General features: G+C 44.6%; 20 protein-coding genes, 2 tRNA genes and 3 pseudogenes. 15 read left to right on the plus strand and 10 right to left on the minus strand.

Annotated elements, in window-relative coordinates:
* Nucleotides 1–47: 47 nt before the first annotated feature.
* Nucleotides 48–1,448: an MATE family efflux transporter gene (locus tag M1B78_RS06965; RefSeq protein WP_257940247.1), complete on the minus strand. Its 1,401-nt coding sequence runs from the start codon at nucleotides 1,446–1,448 to the stop codon at nucleotides 48–50.
* Nucleotides 1,449–1,891: 443 nt separating this feature from the next.
* On the opposite strand from M1B78_RS06965, the gene dnaK reads away from it, so the two are divergent.
* From dnaK to M1B78_RS06995, 6 genes and pseudogenes are all read left to right on the plus strand, one after another.
* Nucleotides 1,892–3,811, plus strand: coding sequence for a molecular chaperone DnaK (gene dnaK / locus M1B78_RS06970; RefSeq protein WP_005831748.1), 1,920 nt, complete (start codon nucleotides 1,892–1,894; stop codon nucleotides 3,809–3,811).
* Nucleotides 3,812–3,966: 155 nt separating this feature from the next.
* Entirely contained in the window at nucleotides 3,967–4,353 is a 387-nt protein-coding gene (locus M1B78_RS06975; protein ID WP_257940248.1) for an ISAon1 family transposase N-terminal region protein, read from the plus strand.
* Between the two features lie 67 nt (nucleotides 4,354–4,420).
* Nucleotides 4,421–4,876, plus strand: a complete 456-nt coding sequence (locus M1B78_RS06980; RefSeq protein ID WP_257940249.1) for a transposase — start codon at nucleotides 4,421–4,423, stop codon at nucleotides 4,874–4,876.
* Nucleotides 4,877–4,972 (plus strand): annotated as a pseudogene (locus M1B78_RS06985) (helix-turn-helix domain-containing protein); the annotation flags it as partial.
* Entirely contained in the window at nucleotides 4,959–5,252 is a 294-nt protein-coding gene (locus M1B78_RS06990; RefSeq protein WP_257940250.1) for a DUF3876 domain-containing protein, read from the plus strand. The pseudogene M1B78_RS06985 and the gene M1B78_RS06990, both read left to right, overlap by 14 nt.
* A 53-nt stretch (nucleotides 5,253–5,305) precedes the next feature.
* The gene (locus M1B78_RS06995; protein WP_257940251.1) at nucleotides 5,306–5,599 is read left to right on the plus strand and encodes a helix-turn-helix domain-containing protein; all 294 of its coding nucleotides are present in this window, start codon (nucleotides 5,306–5,308) and stop codon (nucleotides 5,597–5,599) included.
* Nucleotides 5,600–5,881: 282 nt separating this feature from the next.
* Here the strand turns inward: M1B78_RS06995 and M1B78_RS07000 are convergent, their stop codons facing one another.
* Together M1B78_RS07000 and M1B78_RS07005 are read right to left on the minus strand one after the other, a co-directional pair.
* A complete protein-coding gene (locus M1B78_RS07000; RefSeq protein ID WP_257940252.1) occupies nucleotides 5,882–7,099 on the minus strand; it encodes a site-specific integrase in 1,218 nt (405 codons plus the stop codon).
* A 271-nt stretch (nucleotides 7,100–7,370) separates the two neighbouring features.
* Nucleotides 7,371–7,443: transfer RNA gene (locus M1B78_RS07005), tRNA-Lys, on the minus strand.
* Between the two features lie 139 nt (nucleotides 7,444–7,582).
* On the opposite strand from M1B78_RS07005, the gene ettA reads away from it, so the two are divergent.
* The 3 genes and pseudogenes from ettA to M1B78_RS07020 all read left to right on the plus strand — a co-directional run.
* Nucleotides 7,583–9,280, plus strand: a complete 1,698-nt coding sequence (ettA, locus tag M1B78_RS07010; RefSeq protein WP_136011126.1) for an energy-dependent translational throttle protein EttA — start codon at nucleotides 7,583–7,585, stop codon at nucleotides 9,278–9,280.
* A 310-nt stretch (nucleotides 9,281–9,590) separates the two neighbouring features.
* Nucleotides 9,591–10,480: pseudogene (locus tag M1B78_RS07015) on the plus strand (transposase); the annotation flags it as partial.
* Nucleotides 10,479–11,117: pseudogene (locus M1B78_RS07020) on the plus strand (ISAon1 family transposase); the annotation flags it as partial. The pseudogenes M1B78_RS07015 and M1B78_RS07020, both read left to right, overlap by 2 nt.
* Nucleotides 11,118–11,368: 251 nt before the next feature.
* Here the strand turns inward: M1B78_RS07020 and M1B78_RS07025 are convergent.
* The 4 genes from M1B78_RS07025 to M1B78_RS07040 all read right to left on the minus strand — a co-directional run bounded on the left by M1B78_RS07025 (nucleotide 11,369) and on the right by M1B78_RS07040 (nucleotide 17,958).
* Entirely contained in the window at nucleotides 11,369–12,718 is a 1,350-nt protein-coding gene (locus M1B78_RS07025; RefSeq protein ID WP_176469656.1) for a DNA/RNA non-specific endonuclease, read from the minus strand.
* Between the two features lie 85 nt (nucleotides 12,719–12,803).
* On the minus strand, nucleotides 12,804–14,288 hold the full coding sequence (locus M1B78_RS07030; protein WP_257940253.1) for a BACON domain-containing protein: 1,485 nt from the start codon (nucleotides 14,286–14,288) through the stop codon (nucleotides 12,804–12,806).
* 27 nt (nucleotides 14,289–14,315) lie between these two features.
* Complete coding sequence (locus tag M1B78_RS07035) at nucleotides 14,316–17,585, minus strand: TonB-dependent receptor (RefSeq protein WP_257932532.1); 3,270 nt, start codon at nucleotides 17,583–17,585, stop codon at nucleotides 14,316–14,318.
* 190 nt (nucleotides 17,586–17,775) lie between these two features.
* The gene (locus tag M1B78_RS07040) at nucleotides 17,776–17,958 is read right to left on the minus strand and encodes a hypothetical protein (RefSeq protein ID WP_257940254.1); all 183 of its coding nucleotides are present in this window, start codon (nucleotides 17,956–17,958) and stop codon (nucleotides 17,776–17,778) included.
* A gap of 377 nt (nucleotides 17,959–18,335) precedes the next feature.
* Between M1B78_RS07040 and M1B78_RS07045 the strand changes: the two genes are divergently transcribed.
* From M1B78_RS07045 to M1B78_RS07070, 6 genes are all read left to right on the plus strand, one after another.
* Nucleotides 18,336–18,423: transfer RNA gene (locus M1B78_RS07045), tRNA-Ser, on the plus strand.
* A gap of 273 nt (nucleotides 18,424–18,696) precedes the next feature.
* Nucleotides 18,697–19,926 carry a site-specific integrase gene (locus tag M1B78_RS07050; protein WP_257940255.1) on the plus strand — a complete coding sequence of 410 codons (1,230 nt, stop codon included), beginning with the start codon at nucleotides 18,697–18,699 and terminating at the stop codon, nucleotides 19,924–19,926.
* A 672-nt stretch (nucleotides 19,927–20,598) separates the two neighbouring features.
* The gene (locus M1B78_RS07055) at nucleotides 20,599–21,132 is read left to right on the plus strand and encodes an antirestriction protein ArdA (RefSeq protein ID WP_257940256.1); all 534 of its coding nucleotides are present in this window, start codon (nucleotides 20,599–20,601) and stop codon (nucleotides 21,130–21,132) included.
* Nucleotides 21,133–21,224: 92 nt separating this feature from the next.
* Nucleotides 21,225–21,401 carry a hypothetical protein gene (locus tag M1B78_RS07060; RefSeq protein ID WP_257940257.1) on the plus strand — a complete coding sequence of 59 codons (177 nt, stop codon included), beginning with the start codon at nucleotides 21,225–21,227 and terminating at the stop codon, nucleotides 21,399–21,401.
* A gap of 19 nt (nucleotides 21,402–21,420) precedes the next feature.
* Complete coding sequence (locus tag M1B78_RS07065) at nucleotides 21,421–21,639, plus strand: DUF3873 domain-containing protein (protein ID WP_257940258.1); 219 nt, start codon at nucleotides 21,421–21,423, stop codon at nucleotides 21,637–21,639.
* Between the two features lie 11 nt (nucleotides 21,640–21,650).
* The gene (locus M1B78_RS07070) at nucleotides 21,651–22,133 is read left to right on the plus strand and encodes a DUF7258 domain-containing protein (protein ID WP_257940259.1); all 483 of its coding nucleotides are present in this window, start codon (nucleotides 21,651–21,653) and stop codon (nucleotides 22,131–22,133) included.
* A 219-nt stretch (nucleotides 22,134–22,352) separates the two neighbouring features.
* On the opposite strand, the gene M1B78_RS07075 is transcribed toward M1B78_RS07070, so the two are convergent.
* From M1B78_RS07075 to M1B78_RS07085, 3 genes are read right to left on the minus strand one after another with little or no spacing between them, the layout of a single operon-like run.
* Nucleotides 22,353–22,673 (minus strand): hypothetical protein, encoded by a 321-nt coding sequence (locus tag M1B78_RS07075; protein WP_010799827.1) that lies wholly within the window; start codon nucleotides 22,671–22,673, stop codon nucleotides 22,353–22,355.
* Between the two features lie 6 nt (nucleotides 22,674–22,679).
* Nucleotides 22,680–23,147 carry a DUF3872 domain-containing protein gene (locus M1B78_RS07080; protein ID WP_257940260.1) on the minus strand — a complete coding sequence of 156 codons (468 nt, stop codon included), beginning with the start codon at nucleotides 23,145–23,147 and terminating at the stop codon, nucleotides 22,680–22,682.
* A 13-nt stretch (nucleotides 23,148–23,160) separates the two neighbouring features.
* Nucleotides 23,161–23,742: a conjugal transfer protein TraO gene (locus tag M1B78_RS07085; RefSeq protein ID WP_257940261.1), complete on the minus strand. Its 582-nt coding sequence runs from the start codon at nucleotides 23,740–23,742 to the stop codon at nucleotides 23,161–23,163.

The following is a 23,742-nucleotide window of genomic DNA, read 5'->3' on the forward strand; positions in this document are numbered from 1 at the left end:
AAGATAGTGCAAACCGGAGACATAACTTTTATGCTTGCATGAAAAAGTTATGTCGGGGTACAGCCTGTCTTGTCTAAAGATACGGATTTTTCTTTATCTTCTCTTTTCCCGGATATGTAAATCACAAGTATAAAGAGGGTTGTCAACATTTCTGCAAGAGGAGTGGCAAGCCAGATTCCCCGGTCTCCCAATAGCAGGGGCAGCCCGAAAAAGCAGGCTGTCAGTAAAATGAAACCACGCAGCAGGGTGATAACTGTGGCATACTTGGCACGCTCCACACTTTGGAAATAGCCGATGGATACGATGTTGACGGCAAAGAACACGAAGCCGGTGGCATACAAAGGCAACCCTTTTACCGCTATGTCATAGGCCGGATAGCTGCGGTCTATGAACATACTGACAATTTCAGGGCTGCAGAATATTGTGGTCAGGGCAAAACATACACCGCAGCCTATGGCGGTTTTCAGTGCCAGCAAGTAGGCGCGGCGGACACGTTGGCTCTCGTTCAGGCCGTAGTTATAACTGATAATCGGCTGCGCCGACTGCGCAATGGCATTATATACCATAAATATAATAGGAAAGAAATAGCAGGCAATGCTGAATGCCGCCACTCCGTCTTCCTTCAGATAATGGATGAACACTTGGTTGCCTACAAACATCATGCTGGCAATCGCCACCTCGCACAAGAAGGCGGAAGAACCCAAGCGGCACATATAGCCAATGTTGTGACGCATCAGTTGCATGCTTTTCCGGCTCATCTTGACGGGGTGGAAGCGCAGTGCGCACCGGCGGCGCAGCAGATAGGATACTGTCATCAATGCGCCTACCGTAGTACCTATGGCACTTGCCAATGCGGCACCGAACATTCCCCAGCCCAAGGGGAAGATGAACAGATAATCCAATAGGATGTTCAGAACGGCAGCCACCACATTGCACATCATGGCAAAACTGGGCGAACCGTCCAGCCTCAAGAAAAACATACCCGAATTGAGCAATGCGGTGAACAGAGAGAACGGCACAAACCAAAGCATGTATTCCACAGCCAATGGCGTGAGCCGTTCGGATCCTCCGAGCAGCTTTACCACCTGCGGGGCAAATGAACAGAATAGGGTGGAGGTGCACATCAGTAACAAGGAAGATATGACTACCGACTGTGTGATATTGATACGTGCCACCTTGACCTTCCCGTGTGACAGATGAATGGAGGCTACCACAGAGGCGCCGACCCCAAACATAAGTCCTACACCCGTAGAGAACAACCATAGTGGTGACACAATATTGACGGCAGCCAAAGCATCACTGCCAATCCCTTTCCCTACGAAGATGCCGTCAGTGATAATGAATAGTGCGGAGAAAATCATCCCCAGTACAGTAGGGAGCAATAGTTTGCGGAACAATGTCTTGATGTCCGTGTTCTTGAAGTCGATGCTGTCTCTCATCTTTTCCATACTCATCTTATTTATTTCTTTATATGTGAAACACAATCATTTCCGTGCTGCGATTAAGCCCAATGTTAACTAATCCTTAATCGTTCCACCATGGTGGAACGATATTTCCCTCGTGGTGGAACGATATTTTCACCACGGTGGAACAATATTTCCTTCATGGAGGAACGATTAAAGATATGCAAGGAAAATGATTGATGTCGTTCATGTTTTATTATCTCTGATTCGGGCGACAAAAGTAGAGCTTTTGAATGGAATGGAAATTAACAAATGGTAATTTCCGACAGAAAAAATGATTTTAATTCTGCCAAACTGACAGATAAACTGCCACAAGTATAAATCTACAGCTGCTCTGAACAATTTGGCACAACGTTTGTCTTTTTATTGGCGTCTGCCACTGAGGCGGACGTCGAAACAGAATAATAACAAATAAAAAAATAACGATCATGGGAAAAATTATTGGTATTGACTTAGGAACAACAAACTCTTGCGTTGCAGTATTCGAAGGTAACGAACCAGTAGTAATTGCAAACAGTGAAGGTAAGCGCACCACTCCTTCAGTGGTAGCATTTGTTGATGGTGGCGAACGTAAAATCGGTGATCCTGCCAAGCGTCAGGCTATCACAAACCCCACCCGTACGGTTTTCTCCATCAAACGTTTCATGGGCGAAAACTGGGACCAGGTGCAGAAAGAAATCGGCCGTATGCCCTATAAAGTAGTAAAGGGTGACAACAACACTCCGCGTGTGGACATTGACGGACGTCTTTATACTCCGCAGGAAATCTCTGCAATGATTCTACAGAAGATGAAAAAGACTGCCGAGGACTATCTGGGACAAGAAGTGACAGAAGCCGTAATTACCGTCCCCGCATACTTCTCAGACTCCCAACGCCAGGCTACGAAGGAAGCCGGACAGATTGCAGGTCTTGAAGTGAAGCGTATTGTGAACGAGCCGACTGCCGCAGCTCTTGCTTACGGTATTGACAAGTCTCACAAGGACATGAAGGTTGCCGTATTTGACCTTGGTGGTGGTACATTCGATATCTCTATCCTCGAATTCGGTGGCGGTGTGTTCGAAGTATTGTCAACCAACGGTGATACTCACCTGGGTGGTGACGACTTCGACCAGGTAATCATCGACTGGTTGGTTCAGGAGTTCAAGAACGACGAAGGTGCCGACTTGACTCAAGACCCGATGGCTATGCAACGTCTGAAGGAAGCTGCCGAGAAGGCTAAGATAGAGCTGTCCTCTTCTACAAGCACTGAAATTAACTTGCCGTACATCATGCCCGTAGGCGGTGTGCCCAAGCACTTGGTGAAGACGTTGACCCGTGCCAAGTTCGAGGCTCTGGCTCACAACTTGATTCAGGCTTGTTTGGAACCCTGTAAGAAGGCTATGAGCGATGCTGGCTTGAACAATGCGGACATCGATGAAGTAATCCTCGTAGGTGGTTCTTCACGTATCCCGGCTGTACAGAAGTTGGTAGAAGACTTCTTTGGTAAAGTTCCTTCCAAGGGCGTGAATCCGGATGAGGTAGTAGCCGTAGGTGCTGCCGTGCAAGGTGCCGTTTTGACGGACGAAATCAAGGGCGTTGTGTTGCTGGATGTTACTCCGCTGTCTATGGGTATCGAGACTATGGGTGGTGTGATGACGAAGCTGATTGATGCCAACACTACCATCCCCTGCAAGAAGAGCGAGACATTCTCTACTGCCGCCGACAACCAAACGGAGGTTACCATCCATGTATTGCAGGGTGAGCGTCCGATGGCTGCACAGAACAAGTCAATCGGCCAGTTCAACCTGACAGGTATTGCTCCGGCACGTCGCGGTATTCCTCAGATTGAGGTGACATTCGATATCGACGCCAACGGTATCTTGAAGGTGTCTGCCAAAGATAAGGCTACCGGTAAGGAACAGGCTATCCGTATCGAAGCTTCCAGCGGTTTGAGCAAGGAAGAAATCGAAAAAATGAAAGCCGAAGCCGAAGCCAATGCCGAAGCCGACAAGAAAGAGCGTGAGAAAGTAGACAAATTGAACCAGGCCGACTCTATGATTTTCCAAACCGAAAATCAGTTGAAGGAACTCGGCGACAAGCTCCCTGCCGACAAGAAGGCTCCGATTGAAGCTGCTTTGCAGAAGCTGAAAGATGCCCATAAGGCTCAAGACCTGGCTACCGTAGATTCTGCCATGGCCGAACTGAATACGGCATTCCAGGCTGCCAGTGCTGAAATGTATGCCCAGAGCGGTGCTCAGGGTGGTGCACAAGCTGGTCCTGATATGAATGCAGGGCAACAAGGCGGTGCTCAGGATAATACAAAGCATGGCGATAATGTGCAGGATGCTGACTTTGAGGAAGTGAAATGATTCCGATAAGGAAACAGATAATAATCAATAAGCAAAAGCGTGCAGATCAATGAGTTGCACGCTTTTTGCGTTTATGGGGTTCATGGTTGCTATGATTCACCGATAAAATCATGTGGGCTTCTCAACAATTAGTATCTTTTCCCTAAAAAACTTTTATGACTAGTTACGATACTCTTTTAGTTCTTGCTCGCTTAATTCTTCCGGTTGAGCTATTGGATTGTTTTGACATTGTTGAAATAGAGAACGATGCTAAAATATTAACCATTCATTTAGATGAGCAGAATCTTCCTCCCTTGTCTCCTACGGTTCACTCTTTAGAGTCCAAAGGTTTTCTTCCTGCGGTGTATATCCGTGATTTTCCTATCCGTGACCGTAAGGTAACCTTATGTGTACGGCGGCGTAAATGGCTCGACAAGGAAACCGATTCTATTATCTGTAACACTTTTGAGCTTACTGCCCAAGGAACGCGACATTCAAAAGAATTCGCGTCTTTTTTAAAAGGACTGCTTGGAGAAATACCCGATTACGGCCCGCTCTCTTGAACGTTATTATCATATTGACGGTGATTAGTTAGAGCGGCAATATAAAGAGTATTTAAGTGACTACCGCATGTGGGATCAATTGCCCCATGCTGAAAACTGGTTGCTGTTTCTTGAGAACCTGGGTCTGTACTTGAGTATTGATGAGACTTCCCTCTCCAATGGGGAGTTATATACTATAATCATCAATAGAGAGGCTCACGGCGGCAAAGGTGCTATCGTAGCTATTGTCAAGGGTACTAAAGCCGACGATGTCATTGCTGTGGTAGAACAAATCCCTGAGGAGGCGCTCCAGATGGTGCAGGAAGTCACTCTTGACTTGTCAGAAAGCATGCGCAAGATCGTTCGCAGATGCTTCACTTCAGCCATCCGTGTGATAGACCGCTTCCACATTCAAAAGTTAGCCTGTGATGCTGTACAAGAAATCAGAATCGGACATCGCTTGGAGGCTGTACAAGAAGAAACAGAGGCCAGACAGGAAGCGAAAGGATTAAAGAAGAAATATGTTTCTCCTACTTTTGTGTAGATTTATTATAAGACTTCCGATATTGAAAGAATTATTGCAGACAGTGAAACGCAAAATCAATCACCCAAACACCCCACGTCTTATGAAAAGAATTAAAAAAGATTATCCGTTTTTCAACCTGTTTTCCATTGTTGGCACATGGGAAAGCATTAATCTGAATCCTACGGTTATCATCTATCAGAGCGACAAAGAGTATCTTCTTTCTATTATATATGTATCGGAAACAACCAAACAGGCTTCACCTGCTACTTATGAGATACAGCAAGATGGTAGCCAGTATTTTATTGCCCCTGCATCCAAACGGCTCTATGTAGATTATGATCCGGCAAAAGACGTACTTAACATTTCGTCTTTGGGTCACTATCTGCGTAACTAACCGGCTATCTAGCCATCTTGAAATCAATATTTCAATAAAACAATCTTTCAATCATGGAACTAATAAATAAAGATACCCCACAAGTCAAAGAATTTATTTCTTCGCTCGATTCGATGCTGGATGGTATTGAATCTATTGTAAAGCACTACAAGCCCCACCTGAATGGGGAACGCTTTCTTTCTAATAATGAGGTTTCCAAGAAACTGAATGTCAGTTTGCGAATCCTGCAAGAATGGCGAGATATAGGACTAATTCCCTTTATCCAGATAAAAGGTAAAATCATCTACCGTCAGAGTGATATTGATAAACTGCTCCAAAAGCACTACTTTGAAAGTTGGAAAGAGTAACCTGCCAAGCCCAAAACATTGTTTTTCGGAATTTAGTTTGAATCATTGACTTTCCCAGTGAAGTATTTAGTCTGTGCAAGTCTTTAGATGAAAATACGCTCGAACATAGTGAGAGGAAGATTTTCATCTAAACCGAAGGCTCGGACCTGAACAGGCTAAATACGGAACTTATCTTTGTCAATGCTTCATATTGAGTTCTGGAAAACTTACTATAAAAGAAAAGGATTGAGAAAATGAAATTCATTCTTCCCAATCCTTTTTCAATATTAGCTACTATCTTTATTATATAGCCAATTCCGACAGGCAGCTATTTACTTTTTGCATATCCTTGAAAATATTCTGATCCAATACCCTTGCATAGTGTTTTGTTACGCTTGTATCTGCATGACCTAACATCTTAGCAACATTCTCCATACTTACGCCATTTGCAAGGCAAATGCTTGTAGCATAGCTATGACGGGCGGTATGTGTGCTAAGATTTTTATGAATTCCGCACACATCGGCAATCTCCTTCAAATAACTGTTCATGCGTTGATTACACAATACAGGTAAAAGTTTTCCGGTACACTCTGCCACATCCTTATATTTATCAAGTATGGAAGCTGCCACAGGCAGCACAGGAATGTTACACATGATTTTTGTCTTTTGCCGGTTCTTCCTTATCCGAAGTTCCCCTTTGTTGTCTTTTACCAAGTGTTCGGGTGATAAATCTTTCACATCGCTGAACGCCAAACCAGTAAAAAAACTGAAAATAAATATATCACGAACTTGTTCCAGTCGTTTGCTGGCAAACGTCTTTTGATATATCCGGTCTAATTCTGCCTGTTCAAGAAAATCCCGTTCTACATATTCAAATTTCAGCTTATATGCCCCGAAAGGATTAAAAGTAATCAGTCCCAAGTTGTGGGCAAACAGAACAACAGTTCTGAAACGCTGTATAAACTTCATGGCTGTATTGTGGGTACACGGATAATTCTCCCGGATAAATAGGTAGAAGCCCTCGATAAACACGACATTTATTTCCCGAAAGGTAATATCCTCCACATTATATTTATTGTGGATATATTCGGCAAGGCGATTTTTGGTAAGTTCATAACGGGTATATGTCTTTTGCGTGGCTGTTTTCCCTACTTTCAGCGCATATTGTTCATTATGCTGGGAAAATACCTGTAAGAGAGTTTTTGCTTTTTCCTCTTTACCTAAGAACACATTGCGTACTTTCTCTGCGGTTACATAGCTGTCCCGTTCTAAAATGGTCTGATAGTGTCTGTGCAAGGTAGCCTTGATGCTATCCAGCATTTCATTCATGCGGGTAAATTCCGCTCCTCTGCCATTTACCTTTCCGGTTTTGGCAGACCAGTTTTTAGGATTGACTTCAAGTTTAGTGTTGAATTGGGCTAATTTCCCGTCAATGGTAATACGTGCCATGATTGGCATATTACCGTTCTTTTTCACCTTGTCCCGTTTCAGGAAGAACAATACTCGGAATGTTGATTTCATACCTCATTTTTTAAGTTACAAAACTACTTTTATTAACTCATAATGAGATAAATGCAGGGTCGCCAAATCTCGACAACATTTCGCCATTTTCCGACAAATCGTACCCCTTTTTAAAGAATTTTGTCGGGGGTACGAATAAGGCACTAATTTTTGTCTGTCAGTGACCTTTTCGTGGCGGTCAAGGTAGCCAAAAGACAATAAAAAAAGTCCCACAAAATATTGATTTTGTAGGACTTGTCTTTTTCTTGTCGCCTTTTGGCTTTTCTTTCAGTGATCCGCCTGGGGCTCGAACCCAGGACCCCAACATTAAAAGTGTTGTGCTCTACCTGCTGAGCTAGCGAATCAATCCTTCATTGCTGTTAAGCGGGTGCAAAGATAGATACTTTTTTGAAATTAGCAAAACAATACCATCTTTTTTCTTATCTTTGTCCCCGTTAATCCTTGATATTGATCATTAATCACTGAACATTAATCATTAAATACATGGCAACAGTAGACGATAAAAAGATTATCTTTTCTATGGTTGGGTTGAATAAAACCATTCAGCAGAACAACAAGCAGGTACTGAAGAACATTTATCTCTCGTTCTTCTATGGAGCAAAAATCGGCATTATCGGTCTGAACGGTTCGGGTAAATCGACCCTGCTGAAGATTATCGCCGGATTGGATAAGTCCTATCAAGGCGAAGTGGTGTTCTCGCCGGGATATTCAGTGGGGTATTTGGCTCAGGAACCGTACCTCGATCCCACAAAGACCGTGAAGGAAATTGTTATGGAAGGTGTGCAGCCCATTGTGGATGCGCTCGCAGAATACGAGGAAATCAACCAAAAGTTCGGCTTGCCCGAATATTATGAGAATCAGGACAAGATGGACAAACTCTTCTCCCGTCAGGCCGAGTTGCAGGACATCATCGATGCGACCGATGCCTGGAACCTCGACAGTAAGCTGGAGCGCGCCATGGATGCCCTCCGTTGTCCGCCCGAAGGCCAGTCCGTAGAACATCTTTCCGGTGGTGAGCGCCGCCGTGTGGCCCTCTGCCGCCTATTGTTGCAGAAGCCCGACGTGCTTCTCCTCGACGAGCCCACCAACCATCTTGATGCCGAATCTATCGACTGGCTGGAACAACACTTGCAGCAGTATGAGGGTACAGTGATTGCCGTAACGCACGACCGCTATTTCCTCGACCATGTAGCAGGCTGGATTCTTGAGTTGGACCGTGGTGAAGGTATTCCTTGGAAGGGCAACTACTCCAGCTGGCTGGAACAGAAGACTAAGCGTATGGAACAGGAGGAAAAGTCTGCCAGCAAGCGCCGCAAGACGCTGGAACGCGAGCTGGAGTGGGTGCGCATGGCTCCCAAGGCCCGCCAGGCAAAGGGGAAGGCGCGTTTGAACTCCTATGACAAATTGCTGAACGAGGACGTGAAGGAGAAGGAAGAGAAACTGGAAATCTTTATCCCGAACGGTCCCCGTCTGGGTAATAAGGTGATTGAAGCCAAGCATGTGGCGAAGGCGTTCGGCGACAAATTGCTGTTCGATGACCTTAACTTCATGCTTCCGCCCAACGGCATCGTGGGTATCATCGGTCCCAACGGTGCCGGTAAGACCACGCTTTTCCGCCTTATTATGGGCTTGGAAAAAGCAGACAAGGGCGAGTTTGAGGTAGGGGAGACCGTAAAGGTGGCCTACGTGGACCAGCAGCATAAGGACATAGACCCCAACAAGAGTGTATATCAGGTTATCTCTGGTGGAAACGACCTTATCCGCATGGGGGGACGAGATATCAATGCACGCGCCTATCTGTCCCGTTTCAACTTTTCCGGTGCCGATCAGGAGAAGCTTTGCGGAGTACTTTCTGGTGGTGAGCGCAACCGCCTGCATCTGGCACTATGTCTGAAGGAGGAAGGTAATGTGCTATTACTGGACGAACCCACCAACGACATCGATGTGAATACGCTCCGTGCCCTCGAAGAAGGTTTGGAGGACTTTGCCGGATGTGCCGTGGTCATCAGTCACGACCGTTGGTTCCTCGATCGTATCTGTACGCATATTCTCGCTTTCGAAGGAGATTCCAATGTGTTCTTCTTTGAGGGGTCATATTCAGAATATGAGGAGAATAAACAGAAACGTCTTGGGAAAGAAGAGCCTACCCGTGTACGTTATAGAAAGTTGATGAATGACTGATTTGAGTATTTCTTCTTATCTACTCACCACTTAGGGGAGTGTGTAATATACCCGTTGGCAGAATTGAATATTGCGCTAAGTCAATTTCGCCAACGGGTTGTTTCGTGAATGATGACATCGGATACTTTCCCGTTTGTATTTCATTATCAATCGGTTCTTTCTTACTTTAGGGACATTCAGCAAATAGTATAAAATTAGCTAATTAATTTATACACAAAGTATTGCGAACTGGTTGGCTTTTTGTATCTGTAGGTATTCCCTCGAAAATGAGGTTTGGTAGCCCAAACGGGGGAAATCCCTCAATAAAGATATGGCTAAGATACAAAATATTTCAGAAATTCACCCTACTTTGGGCTTTACAGAATTTGATGTTCTGGAAAAATGTCGCAAGAGTTTTAATGAGAGTGAGCTTGGCAGACACTTCATTCAGTCTTTCCGTTTGAGCGTATGGCAAAAGCCGCATGTCTGTCTGAACAGCATCTGGGTCGTAGGAATATATTCAGTCCTTCCGCAAAGATTGCCCTTATAGTCCTAAAAGCATACACCGGATTCTCTGACAGGCATCTGGTGGAACATCTAAACGGAAACATACACTACCAGATGTTCTGCGGAATCATGATAAATCCGTCTTTTCCCATAACCAACTATAAGATAGTCAGTGCCATCCGTAATGAGATAGCATCCCGTCTTGATATTGATTCCCTTCAAGAGATACTGGCCTCACACTGGAAACCTTATCTTGATAACCTTCACGTGTGCATGACCGATGCTACATGCTATGAGAGTCATATGCGTTTTCCTACGGACATGAAACTCCTCCGGGAAAGCCTCAAATGGCTCTACAGATATATCTGCAGGCATTGTGGGGAGCTTGGCATAAGACGTCCCCGCAACAAATACAAGAGTGTAGCAGAGTCCTATCTGTCCTATTGCAAGAAAAGAAAAAGGAAGGCTTCAAGGACAAGGATGCTCAAGCGTCGTATAATCAGACTTCTTGAGAAACTCCTCATATAGAGAGATGAGATTCATCGAGAGTACGGAACCTTACTCCGCTATACTCAGGATTACCAGAAGCGTCTTTCCATCATCAGAAAGGTTTTTGTACAGGAAAAGTAAATGTTTGAAGGGAAGAAAGTCATTGACCGCATCGTCAGCATTGACCGCCATTATGTACGTCCAATAGTAAGAGGCAAGGAAACTTGACTTGTCAGAAAGCATGCGCAAAATTGTTCGCAGATGCTTCACTTCAGCCATCCGTGTGATAGACCGCTTCCACATTCAAAAGTTAGCCTGTGATGCTGTACAAGAAATCAGAATCGGACATCGCTGGGAAGCTATACAAGAAGAAACAGATGCCAGACAGGCAGCGAAAGGATTAAAGAAGAAATATCTTTCTCCTACTTTTGAGAATGGCGACACACGTAAGGAGCTATTGGCGAGGAGCCGATATCTGCTTTTCAAATCTGCTGAAAAATGGACTGAATCACAGAAACGCAGAGCTGCAATATTATTCAGAGAATATCCGGATATTAAACGGGCATATTCCCTTAGTCATTCCTTAAGGATGATTTTTAATAAAGGATCGATAAAGGCAGGAGCAAGAACCAATTTGGCGAAGTGGTATCAGGAAGTAGAGCAATCAGGGTTTGACTCGTTTAACACCATAGCAGCTACATTATATGACAGAAGTGAGGAAATATTAGACTTCTGTATTCATAGGGCATCAAATGCGGCAGCGGAATCGTTTAACGCGAAAATAAAACAGCTCAGAGCACAATTTAGAGGAGTTATAGATATACCGTTTTTCTTGTATAGACTAACTAAAATTTATGCATAACCCCACTAGAATCTACGAGTGACCCAGAAAAAGGACAATAACAATGGCATATAAAGTGATTATATTCTATCACTTTATATGCCATCTTACGTTTTAGGGACATTTACCGAATGTTCCTACTTTATATTTATTTGAAATAAAGTATCGCTGTGATACCGATAAAGTATCACTTTAATGCCGATAAAGTAATGCTGTAATATCGTTGTTTATGTTTGGATTCACGAATATTTTTTTGTGGACAACACATGATACTACCAGGTCCAATCGTCGACATTATAGCTACTTTCCACTTCATCCTCAATATAATCGGGAAGATTGCAGAAGAAGTCTATGCCTGTCTTTTTTTCAAGTTCATCAATGCTGATGGCTTTTGCTTGGGCGTCATTCCTATTCAGCGGATGTTCGAGAGTATAGCCGTAATCATCACGATGTTCCACCCAAAAACCGATGGCCTGATATGATGTAGCTATGTCAACAAGCTGATTGGCACGATGAGCTAATATGGCGATGAAGTAATATTGCGGAACAGGCAATCCTTTTGATGTGAACCCCTTTGAGTCTGTAGCAGGCATCACTCCATCTCCTCCTGCCTTAGTTCCCTTATAATCGGTCAAAAGCTTGTCGAGCGTTCCGCCTTTTGCAACATAGATTTTGTCGTATGTACTTCCAAAGACATTGCCTTTGCGCGCCCATGAATTGAGTAACTGCTCGAAGGTAACCCAGTAACCGCTATTAAATGAGTTGAGTTGTGGGCTCATGTTGCTGAAGTAGAAAGTCTGCTTATTGGCTTCTGTAGAAAAAGAACGGTCATCGGAGGCACAGAGATGTCCTCGGTCGAACCCATCATTGGTATGCCAGCTGTTGTCAACCCTCATGCTCTCCGGTAGCAATGGGTCTACTGCCCAGGCATCATCACTTCTGGTTACATTTTTTGCACCTGTAATGGCATCGTAGCTATAGGCCACCCAGCGAGAATGTTTCATGTGGTCGTTCCATTCCATTGCATAGTTAAGCACCTTGTTGCCACCGACTGTAACTTCATGCTCCACGTAGGTATTACCCTCCATAAGATGTGGTATTTCGTATTCTGTCACATAATTTTGTCCTTGGGTGGATATATTCATATTTTTGTTTTCTATCACAATTCTTTGGGCTGCATTGTGTTCCACTCCTACATTTATTCCGTCAATGTATGCGATGCGGAGCTTGAACATGGCAACTTGTGAAGGAAGCTGATAGCGTACCCAATAAGAAGTTTTTGCTTTTGCCACAGCCTTGTCACTCCATTGCTTTATGGTGGAGTAATCGGGAAGTGACGATAGGTCATTAGTATCAAATTCTTCTGAAAAGGTGAATCCGTTACCGGAAATAGTCTTATTTGCTGCAATATTGATTTGAGAACGGATTGATTCATCCAATGTTAAGCCTTTGCCGCCATCAATAGCATATAGTACTTCACGCTTGGAACCCTGTTCAGTGAGTTGGATGTCATTGATAGTGGGATGTTCGCTCATTTCTGAAGAATCATCTGAACTACATCCACAGAACAATGGCAGCAACAAGCAAATCGCTAAAATCAGATTGTAATATCTTTTATTCATGACATATAATTATTAAAAGAAATCCGCACTGCCATCACTGTGTATGTAGATGACATTGCGGATTTACTGTATGATACAAAATTCTTTATTCAGTCACTTTAGAAATGAAGAATCCGCTTCCCACTTGATCGGAATCTCTGTAGCTGGCACGAACACCGCATATAGTAATCTTATCACCTTCAACAATACCCAGTGATTCGAACTGTTTGCTTGCGCCATTCCAGCCTGTAAGAAGACCATAAACATATACCTTGCCGCTTTCATCTGCAATATCAAAATTACCATAAACGGTATTTGCGATATTTGATACGGTACCGGTCAGCTGGTAATATTGTGAAGAATTTTCTTCTTTTTCAAGGAATTCGGCAACAGTAACTGCTTTTACATTTTTCACTTCCTCTGCCACGGCATTAGTCATCTGTGGCTTACCGTTGTATTCGGCACGTGGACCAACGAGAGTTACAATATCACCTTCCTTGATATTAGAATCAGCAAAATCTTTGATACCATAGATATATACATCACCCGAGAAATCCTTGATGTAGATATTACCATATTTTTTATTAGCAATCTTGGTTACTACACCACTAATGCGGTATTGTGTAGCACCAACCTCGGCGGCAATGAATTCAGCAACAGTAGCTTCCACAATAGCGCCCTTCTGTGAGAGTTCAGTCTTGCTTGTGTAATCTTTCTTACCGTCAGTAGTGCGGAATGTAATGCTGGTTGAACGGTCACCACCTTCGTTTCTGGCAGCCTGGAACTTCACGCAAGCATCTGTACCGTTCTGGTCGATAGAGACAATAGACAACCATTCTTTGGCATCCTCAGGAATTTCTACAGAAACGCCGTCACCTTTGGTTATAATGTATGCTTCGAAGATACCACCCTCAACCGGAAGTACATCATTGTAGACAGAGTCGACCTTGATGAGCGATTTGTTAATCTTGAGCACAGTAACATTTTTAAGCTGAGGAGTACCTTGGTAGCTTTCTTTAGGACCTTGTATTGTTACTTCATCACCTTCTTCCAGACCAAGGCTGGCAAAATTCTTCTCATTGCCTTTGGCATCCAAAGTACCATAGACGTAAACCTTACCGGTGGCATCCACAATATTCCAGTTGCCGTAAACGGTGTTGGAAATATTTGAAACAACACCGGTCACTTTATAAATCTTCTTTTCGGGACCGGCTATTACCTCGGCACAAGTAGCTTCCGAAATGACTGGCAAGCCTTGCATGATAGTCAAGTTCTGAGTTTCATTGGCACTGCTCAGCTTCAGTTCCACTGAACGGCCATCCACAGCTTCATCAGCAGAGAATGTGATTTTGCTTTCGCCTTGAGGACCTTGAGTAGTAGAGATGGTAAGCCAATCGGCCTTGTCGTTACCTGTGATAATCCATTCGGACTTCGATTCAATTGTAATGTCGGTGCTACCTCCTTCAATCGGCAGCGCAACATACGACTGTGAAACTTTCAATCCTGACAAGCCTATTGCTGCATCATCTTCAGCGCAGCTTGAGAAAAGAGAAATCACAGCAGCAAGTACTATAAATAGATGTTTTTTCATTTTCTTCAATTATTCTTAATTTGATAATCAGTTAAAACAATACTTAATACCGATAGAAGCATACCAGCACTGACCGATAGCATGGTTGAGAGTCCAAGTCTTGGTGTTGCCATTTATAGACGTCGGAGTTGAGAATGTAGCAAAACCTTCAGCGTCTACACCTTCATACTTCAAGATACGGGCTTCGTTACCGATAGCAGGATTCAAATGCTTACTTACTCCCCAGCTTGAATTGAAGAAGTTAAGTACGTTCTTCATGTCAAAGCTCAACTGCAATTTGTGCTTGGCACCACGTACATTTAAGTTGAAATCGTGCTTATAAGAGAAATCTATACGGTGTACCCAAGGAGAATAAAGGCTGTTAGGTTCAGCATATTTACCCTGATTATTCTTAAGGTATGAGTTGTTGTGTACATAATCCATGAAGCGTGTCTTGTCATCCTCGCTGACGAAACGGAATGAACCATCGGCAACTTGCTTGTCTGTAGGAATATAAATAGCATCGTAATTATAACCGTCACCATTCATGTCGTTGGCAAGCATGTAAGAGTAATTGTAACCGCCACGCCAAGTTTCGTAAATAAAACTATAGTGGTTGCCACTCTTGTCGTTGATAGTGGCACTTGCAATGAAACGGTCGGGAGTAACGTTAAGGCCATTGTGCAAACGGAAGTTGTTGACACCTTCGTATGTAGAAAGGTAGTTGAGTACTGATGACGCATTGGAACCCGGAAGTGAAGTCACCTCTTTGGATACTGTATGCGTATAAGCAGCCATCAAGTTAATCCATTTGGCAGGCGTTGCGTTCACGGTAATGCTGGTCGACCATCCGTAACCGCGGCTTGTATTCTCAAGCATGTAAGCACTTGGCAGACTCTTGCCGGCTTCGTTCGTATAAGTAGCGTCGGACGGGAATACAGGACGGTTATCAGCACCATTGAAGCGTGTAAAGCCGTTTACGTCTTTCTGGCTCCAGTCTCTCAACATGGCGGCATTTAGAGTCTTGTTGTAGATTCCCTCTACCGTTACGTTCAATGGGAATGATACGGGTACTGTATAATCTACAGCAATTGAAGACTTCCAGACCTGTGGCATTTTAAAGTCGGGATCGACACCGCAAATGCTTGAAGGAACTGTACCGTCCTCCGGTGTGATTGTCTTAGGATACCCCAAATCATAAAGCTTTTGTTTCAGAGCTTCTGTACCAAGGATTCCACCTTTGAATTCATCCATAGTGAAACCTTTGTCTGCTGCATTCTTGGCATTAATCTGTGCCTGATATTGAATCATACCGCCATTGGTAGGCATATTGGTAAAGAATACCAAAGGCAGACGTCCGGAGAACAAACCGCTACCACCACGCAGCTTCAAAGTGTTGTCTCCCAGAATATCCCAAGTAAAACCTACACGAGGAGATACTGTCAATGAGCTTCCTGGCCATTTGCCGGTATCGATATGACGACCGTTGTAGTCGAGATTGAGAATAGCATTGTTGGTCATCAAGTCACTATTATCAAAGAAGAGTCCATCGAAGCGTACTCCTGCTGTAACCTTGAAATCAGAGCGTACGTTCCATTCGTCTTGCAAGTAGAAGCCCAATTTATTGTACTGAACACGTGATGCAGGTTCGTTTTCACCGTTATAGCCATAAGTCAAACATACAATTTCCGGAGCAGCTCCTTGAATAAAGTCATCCAGGCTGGTATAGCGGTAATATCCTGTACCGTTACGTAGATACTGGTTGTCGGCCATTTGATGCTCATAGTTCAAGCCAACCATGATTTTATGATTGCCGGCATAGTAAGTTACATCGTCCTTAATGTTCCATACTGTGTTGTGGACTGCGTTATTGTAAGTGAAAAGTTCTTCACCAAAAGAAATGTAGTTCTGATTGTCTTTCAAGATATCGACAAACGGGAAAATGCTGGAATTGGTACCACGTACGTCATCCAACTTAGAGAATGTTGCCAAAAACTGGTTGGACAAGGCAGCGGAGAAGCGGCTGTTAAGGTCGAAAGACACTGAATGTACCAGGTTGTCCATTGAATACATGGAGTTGGCATACGACATGGCATACTGTGAAGTACGACCACCCGACATGCGAGTACCACCGTCCATAGAGGAAGAGTTAGGACTATTCCATATGATATTCTTGGTATAGTTATAACGCAAAGCCAAGTGATGGTTGTTGTTGATGTTCCAGTCTATACGTGCCAGTAATTTAGTATTCTTATTGTCAGAAGGGAAGCTGCTGAACGAACCGGTGTCATAGCCATATTTTTCTTTTGCTATGTCGGATACTGTCTGCAAATCGGCAACAGTTGCACGTGAGATGTAAGCATCTGCATTGGCAACTCCGTCTTCGGAGGCACGCCAACGATTGGCGATTGCCGGAGTGTTCCGCATCTCGCCGTTTGCAAAGAAGAAGAGCTTGTCCTTGATTATTGGACCACCGATAGTAAAGCCGTATGTAGTAGACTGGTCTTTCTCGCGAGCACCGGAAATTGCTTCACGATCAATGGCGTCACCGCGCATGTTTTCATTTTGGTGATAAACATAAGCTGTACCCTTATAAGTATTAGTACCAGATTTGGTAATGGCATTGATACCGCCACCAATGAAGTTGGTCTGGCGTACGTCAAACGGAGAGATGACAATCTGAATTTCGTCAATTGCCTCGATAGAGACGGGATTGCCGCCACCAGGTAGGTTAGAACTCAAACCGAAGTTATTGTTGAAATTGGCACCATCGATTGTGAAGTTGGCAGTACGGCCGTCAGATCCAGCAAACGACATACCATTGCCACCGTAAGCAGACAAACGGGAATAGTCGGTAATGCTGCGGCTTATAGAAGGCATGTTGGCAATCTGTGTATTGGAAATGTTGGTTGTCGCTCCAGTCTTCTCGGAAGCGAATTTAGTCTTTTGAGCTGTAACGATTACTTCGTCAAGAAGTTCAGATGATTCTTGCATCTGTACATTCAAATTGTAGACTTCACCTAATTGAAGGGTCACATCCTTAAACATCATTGTTTGGTAACCGATGTAAGAAACTTCCACACTGTAAGGTCCGCCTGCTCGCATACCTTGAATGGTATAACGACCATCAATGTTCGTAATTGCGCCATATCGTGTTCCAGAAGGCTCGTGTATAGCCTGAACTGTTGCACCGATAATGGCTTCCTTGGTTGGGTCTGTTACCTTTCCACTTAATGAGGCGGTAGTTACCTGAGCCTTGGCTGTCATTGCAACTATCACCATAATTGTGGAAAGAATGAATCGCATTCTTTTTGCCATGAGATTTTAATTAATTTGATTAAACTATTAAAAAACGTTGCAAATTTAAATAATAACTTTCAGATTGCTGTTACATATAGGTTACTTTTATTATATATTCAGCGTAAAAATGTGAAATTGGGTGTTTGGGTATTTCGAACGATGACATGCTGATATATCCGGCAGTTACCATTTTGCCCCGAACGCGTTGTCAATCGGTATCATGAGAAACTCCCTGTTTTTTTCCTGTGCTGTTGTATCCAAAAGTGGAGATTTCCTTGATAATCGCATAATTATCTCTCTTTTTGGGGCGTGACGATTTGAGTTGAAAAGTTGTTTTAGCTTTGTTCAAAAACTCAAAACAATGAATCGGGGCAAATATATCTTCGTTCAAATTACAGGTTTTCTTCCCCGTCGTGCCTTTGATTATTTGGCAGAAAAGTATCCGGGAATAGGAACTATTACGACCACACGTCGGTATAATCATTCAGAGTAAAGTGATAAAGTGGTTCTAGCCCGCTGCCATTGGGACAGAGGCCTTTTTTTGGGGGGGCTGCAACTCACCGGACTGATTGAAGCTACTGTTATCTGTTTTGTCCTTTCGTATGTCATACTTCATGAAACGGGAAGTCAGGTCACGGTAATGGTAAGTATGTTTTGTTGAGTGTTGAAAGTCCGTTCTGGTAGTGGTTGCTTGAACAGACTTTTAATATTATTTGCCCGAACATTTGGTAATTTCAAAAACTTCCCTTACCTTTGCGCCCCGAACAAGGAGAGGTGCTCGAGTGGTTGAAGAGGCACGCCTGGAAAGCGTGTATACCCCTAAAGGGTATCGGGGGTTCGAATCCCCCTCTCTCCGCTGAACTTACTGGACAGAAATGGTCAGTAAACGGACAAAAAGCTACAAATCAATGATTTGTAGCTTTTTTTATTACCCGAAAGTCCAGCTTCCAAGACTTCAAAAGTACGGTAAAAGACAAAGTTTCGTTACTAAATCGTTACCTATTCCCCGCCGGACAAAAACGGTAACGATTTGTCCTCAAATGACCTGATAATGACTTGATTAGTCCATAGTCTGCATAACTCGAAAACGAGAGGTAAAAATTAATTTTGCAACTAAAAAAAGTGAGTTATGAAATCAACATTCAAGGTTCTTTTTTATTTGAAGAAAGGTTCTGAAAAGAAAAACGGCGAGGTTATGATTATGGCACGCATCACCATAGACGGCAAACTTTGCCAGTTCAGCACGAAACAGAGCATCCAGCCCGACAACTGGAACACGGCTGCGGGCAAAGCCAAAGGCAGGGATGCCGGAAGGATAAACGCCCTTTTGGACGACATACGTTCTTCCCTGAATACCATTTACCACGAAATGCAGCGGCGTGACAACTACGTGACCGCCGAGAAAGTGAAGAACGAGTTTTTAGGTCATAGCGAGAGCCACGAAACAATCCTTACCCTGTTCCAAAAGCACAATGACGATGTGAAGCAGTTGGTCGGCATATCCAAGACGATAGCGACCTACCGCAAGTATGAAGTGACCCGCCGCCACCTTGCCGAGTTCATCCGCAGCAAGTACAACGTATCGGACATATCCATAAAGGAGATAAGCCCGATGTTCATTACCGATTTTGAGTTGTATTTGCGTACAGCCTGCAAGTGCGGCTACAACACCACCGCCAAGTTCATGCAGTTCTTCAAGCGCATCATCATCATTGCCCGCAACAACGGCATACTGGTGGGCGACCCGTTCGCCAGCTACAAAATCCGGCTGGAGAAAGTGGACAGGGGTTATCTGACAGAGGACGAAATAAAAATCATCCTTAAAAAGAAAATGGTTTCCGAGCGGCTGGAACACGTCAGGGACTTGTTCATCTTTGCGTGCTTCACCGGGCTTGCCTATATAGATGTAGCCGGGCTTACCCAAGACAACATTCGCAAATCCTTTGACGGCAACCTTTGGATAATGACAAAGCGGCAAAAGACCAACACGGACGTTAATGTTCCCCTGCTGGATATTCCCAAGATGATTTTGAAGAAGTACAAGGGCAAGTTGCCGAATGGCAAGATACTTCCCATAATCAGCAATCAGAAGCTAAATGCCTACTTGAAAGAGATTGCTGATGTATGCGGAATTAAAAAGAACTTGACATTTCACCTTGCCCGGCACACGTTCGCCACGACCACCACGCTGTCAAAGGGCGTACCCATTGAAACGGTGTCCAAGATGCTGGGACACACGAACATTGAAACGACCCAAATCTATGCCCGCATCACCAACAGCAAGATAGGTAGCGATATGCAAGGGCTTGACAAGAAGTTTGTCGGCATCGAGAAGATTTACAAGGAAGTCGCCATGTAAATTTTCAGTTACCTATATACCGTTGGTAACAAAACAGGTAACGATTTCGGTAACGAATTTCCACCTAACAAGCTATATCCCAACAAAGTACATTCTTCCACCTTGCGGGCAGTCCACCGACTACCCGCATTTTTTATTCCCTTTTCCACTGGCACATTCCCCGAAACGCCAGCCGTGCGTGGCATGGCTGACTGTATTTCGTGAAAAGAGCCGTTGGAAACCCGCACAAGCGTACCGCAAGATGAACTTGCCATACCCTTGCCTTTCCCGCCCGCATGGAGTGTTCCCTAAAGGATGAAAGGGAACAAGCACTTTTCCCCTGTTTCCCTATCTGTAAATCTTCCTCATTATGCAGTCCCCCAGCCGGGACAGTCGTTTTTATCATTTCAATAGGCAAAGGTAGCTACGGGGGCTTTTGGCTCTGCAAATTGGGTTTCATCGAAAAAAATTGTTCCAGCTTCCCGTTGGTCGGAAAAAATTTTTGTCGGAAAAATTTGCATAGCAAGACCCCTTCACCAACCAGCCTATGTGAAACGAAAACGACCGACCCGACCGGAAGACGCATAAAAAAAAAGTCGGATTTACGGGAAACAGGAAAAAAGTTCAGTGAAACTTCAACTCCCTCACCTCTCAAATCCGCATAAAATCAAAAAACTTAAAAATTATAGCAATATGGAAGCAAAAGTATTATCGGAAGCAAAAGTTTATGTAGGCACTTACGGCAAGTACAACAACGGTTCATTGTCCGGCGCATGGCTCGACCTTTCGGACTATTCGGACAAGGAAGAATTTTACGAAGCCTGCCGGGAACTTCACAAGGACGAGGAAGATGCGGAATATATGTTTCAGGACTGGGAGAACGTGCCGGAGGGCTTAATCGGCGAAAGCTGGATTTCTGAAAACTTCTTTTCCTTGCGTGATGCGGTAGAGGATTTGGACGACACCGAGCAGGAAGCCTTTTTCGTGTGGTGCAACTACAAAAGCCATGATTTGAGCGAGGAAGATGCGGACGACCTTATACGTGATTTCCGGGACGAGTATCAGGGACAATATGACGATGAAGAAGATTTCGCCTATGAAATTATCGAGGAATGTTACGACCTGCCGGAGTTCGCAAAGACCTATTTCGATTATGAAAAGTTCGCCCGTGACCTGTTTATGTGCGATTACTGGTTTGATGACGGTTTTGTGTTCCGTGCGGCATAATCAAATACCAATCCGGGCGGGGTGTCAAAGCCCTGCCCGCTAAAAATACAAAGCGATGAAACGGAAAAAGCATTTATAAAATCCTTTGGCGGGTGTTGCTGTTCTGCCTTGCATGGCGGTTTACCAGTGTAGCCGGAGCAGGTACGGCGATAACGGTATATATCGTTTTTTGTGCCGCCCGTTTTCTGTTCCGGGTCTGCCTGTCAGCCCTTTATCTGCTGGGCGTGGCTCTGCTTTTCCTGCTGTTGCTTTCCTTACTGATATTATAACCATAAAAAATAGAACATCATGCAGTCACTTAACAAAAACGGGGTAAGCATTACCCAAACACCGGGAGAGGAAAAGTTTGTCAAATGCCGTTTGAGCGCATTTAAGGGACAGACATTTTACCAGTACGATTACCGCCATACCGATATGGAACTTTTCAGCACGGTAGCCAAAACGCTGGACGAGTGCCGCCGCAGGCGTGACGGGTGGATAGCGAAGAAGCAACAGAGTAATAAGTAAATTTTAGGGATATGAAAACGACAGAAGTAAACAAGGAGCTTATCGGCAAGCGTTGCGAGTGTATTTTTACGGGCTTAATGGTAACGGGCGTTATCGAGGACACAGAAGAAAACGAACACACCATAGAGGTCAAAGTCCGTTTCGACCACCCGCACCAGTGGGGCGATGATTTGTATAATGATGTGTGGGCGTGGGGGCGCAAAACTGACGAGTTCGGCACGCTGCACCATTTGCAACTGTTAGAGGACAAACCGGACTTTCAGATAATGACGGTAGTTTTCGGCGAGCCAATCAGCCGGATAGACCGCAGTGTTTTTGAAGATGTGGAAACGTGGGGTGTCTGTTCCCTGCAAGGCTGGGTAAATAGCTACGAGAGTGTCCGGTTTGTAGCCATAAACGACCATACGGCAATCATTACGGGCGAATACAACATGGAACAGGTAAAGGTGTGGTTAGAGAAATACACGTCCATAAAGAGCCTTAAAACCAGTTGATAGAGAACGGCGGCTGTTTGCCGCCGCCACTTTCTTTCGTGAGTGCCGGGAAATAAAGTGGCAAAGAAACCCGCCCTGTTCCCTAACATGAAAAGTCCACCCGCCGAACTGTCAGCGGGTGGACTGCCATAACATACGCCTTGCGTATCATTCCCTATTTGGTGTCCCCTGTCTGTCGTTGCTTTTCACGTATATATGCAACCGATAAGGAAATAAAACCTATAAATCTTCATGTTGGAAGAATTTTACACCAAGTATGCACACGGTTTCTTCTTCCTCGATGTCGTATTTCCATGTTCGTTTATAGACAAGCATTTCCGTGTCGCAGTCGAACCATTCCATTACAGGCGCATCATCTTCTTCGTCCGCCCATTTGAAAACCTGATTGGACGGCGTTTTCCACAATTCAGCCCTGTCACGTGCGGAAATGCAGTCCTTATCCACGATAATGATGTCACCTACTGCCGGAACTGTATCTGTTTCCAACGTGGTTTCTATGTACCACGAGATACCTTTTATATCCAATTCTATTTTTACCATGTCATTTTATTGTTTAGGGGTCGTTATTGTTTCCGTTTCTTCCTTGCCGTTGTCATTATTGAACGATAGCGAAAGTTGCTGCACCTGTCCAAAGCTGTCAATCACATAAATGTCTATCGTCTGCTGGTCGGTCGATGCCGAGGTGTAATAGAGCCGGAACGTTTCATTCTCCAGCGGGTACAGGTCATTGGGCAGGAACACCGTGCCGTTATCCATTTCTAATTTCCCCTTGCCGTCCGGCTGGAAGTACCTTATCTGATAGGTAGTCGGCTGGTAATAGCCGCCACGCACCAGTCGGCAGCGTATTTCGGCGGTTTCCCCGACTTTCAGCCTTTTGGATACTGGCAGCGTTTCGATGCTGAACGGGTACGCCTGCTGAATATCCAAGTTATCATTACAGGCGGTGACAAGCACGAGGGCGGCCACGATGTAGCAGCCCATGATGATTTTATACATTACATTCTTCATATACATTGTTATATAGCGGTCAGTTGATAATGAATTTCAGTCCCAAAGATACCTGCGAGTGGAACTTGCCTATGTCCGAGCCGAACAACGCCCGTTCCCTTGCGCTGACAAGCAAGGCTATCCGGTCGGTCAGGTAGGCTTCCAGTTCCAGCGTTAAAGCCCCGCCGTACACAAAACAATCCTTATCCAGCAAAGTAGAGCCGTCCGGCAAGAGCTTTTCGCTTCGGTTGCTTGTTTCGTACCCGGCGAGAGCTGACAATCCCAGCGACAGGAAAAAGGTCTTTCGCCTGTCCGAAAGGAATTTCAGGTAATAGCCGCCCTCTGCGGTGAACTGTTCTACGGGTATCTGCATATCCTTGTAGTCATACTTCTTGTGCAGGTATTCGCCGCCAATCACCCAGCGGTTGGCGTTCTTGGTGTAAACGCTGTACGCCGCCCCAATGTGGTAGGCGAAATCACTGCCAGCGTTCCAATGCACCCCGTCCGCTATGCCCGCCGTGACCTGCAAGCCTTTCATGCCCGGCAGGTATCTTTGTGCGTGTGCCTGGTTGAAATGCAGGCACAGCACAAAGAGTATTCCGATAAATAGAAACCGTTTCAT

It is taken from the genome of Bacteroides muris (ex Fokt et al. 2023) (assembly GCF_024704895.1).
In the GTDB taxonomy this organism is placed as follows: domain Bacteria; phylum Bacteroidota; class Bacteroidia; order Bacteroidales; family Bacteroidaceae; genus Bacteroides; species Bacteroides muris.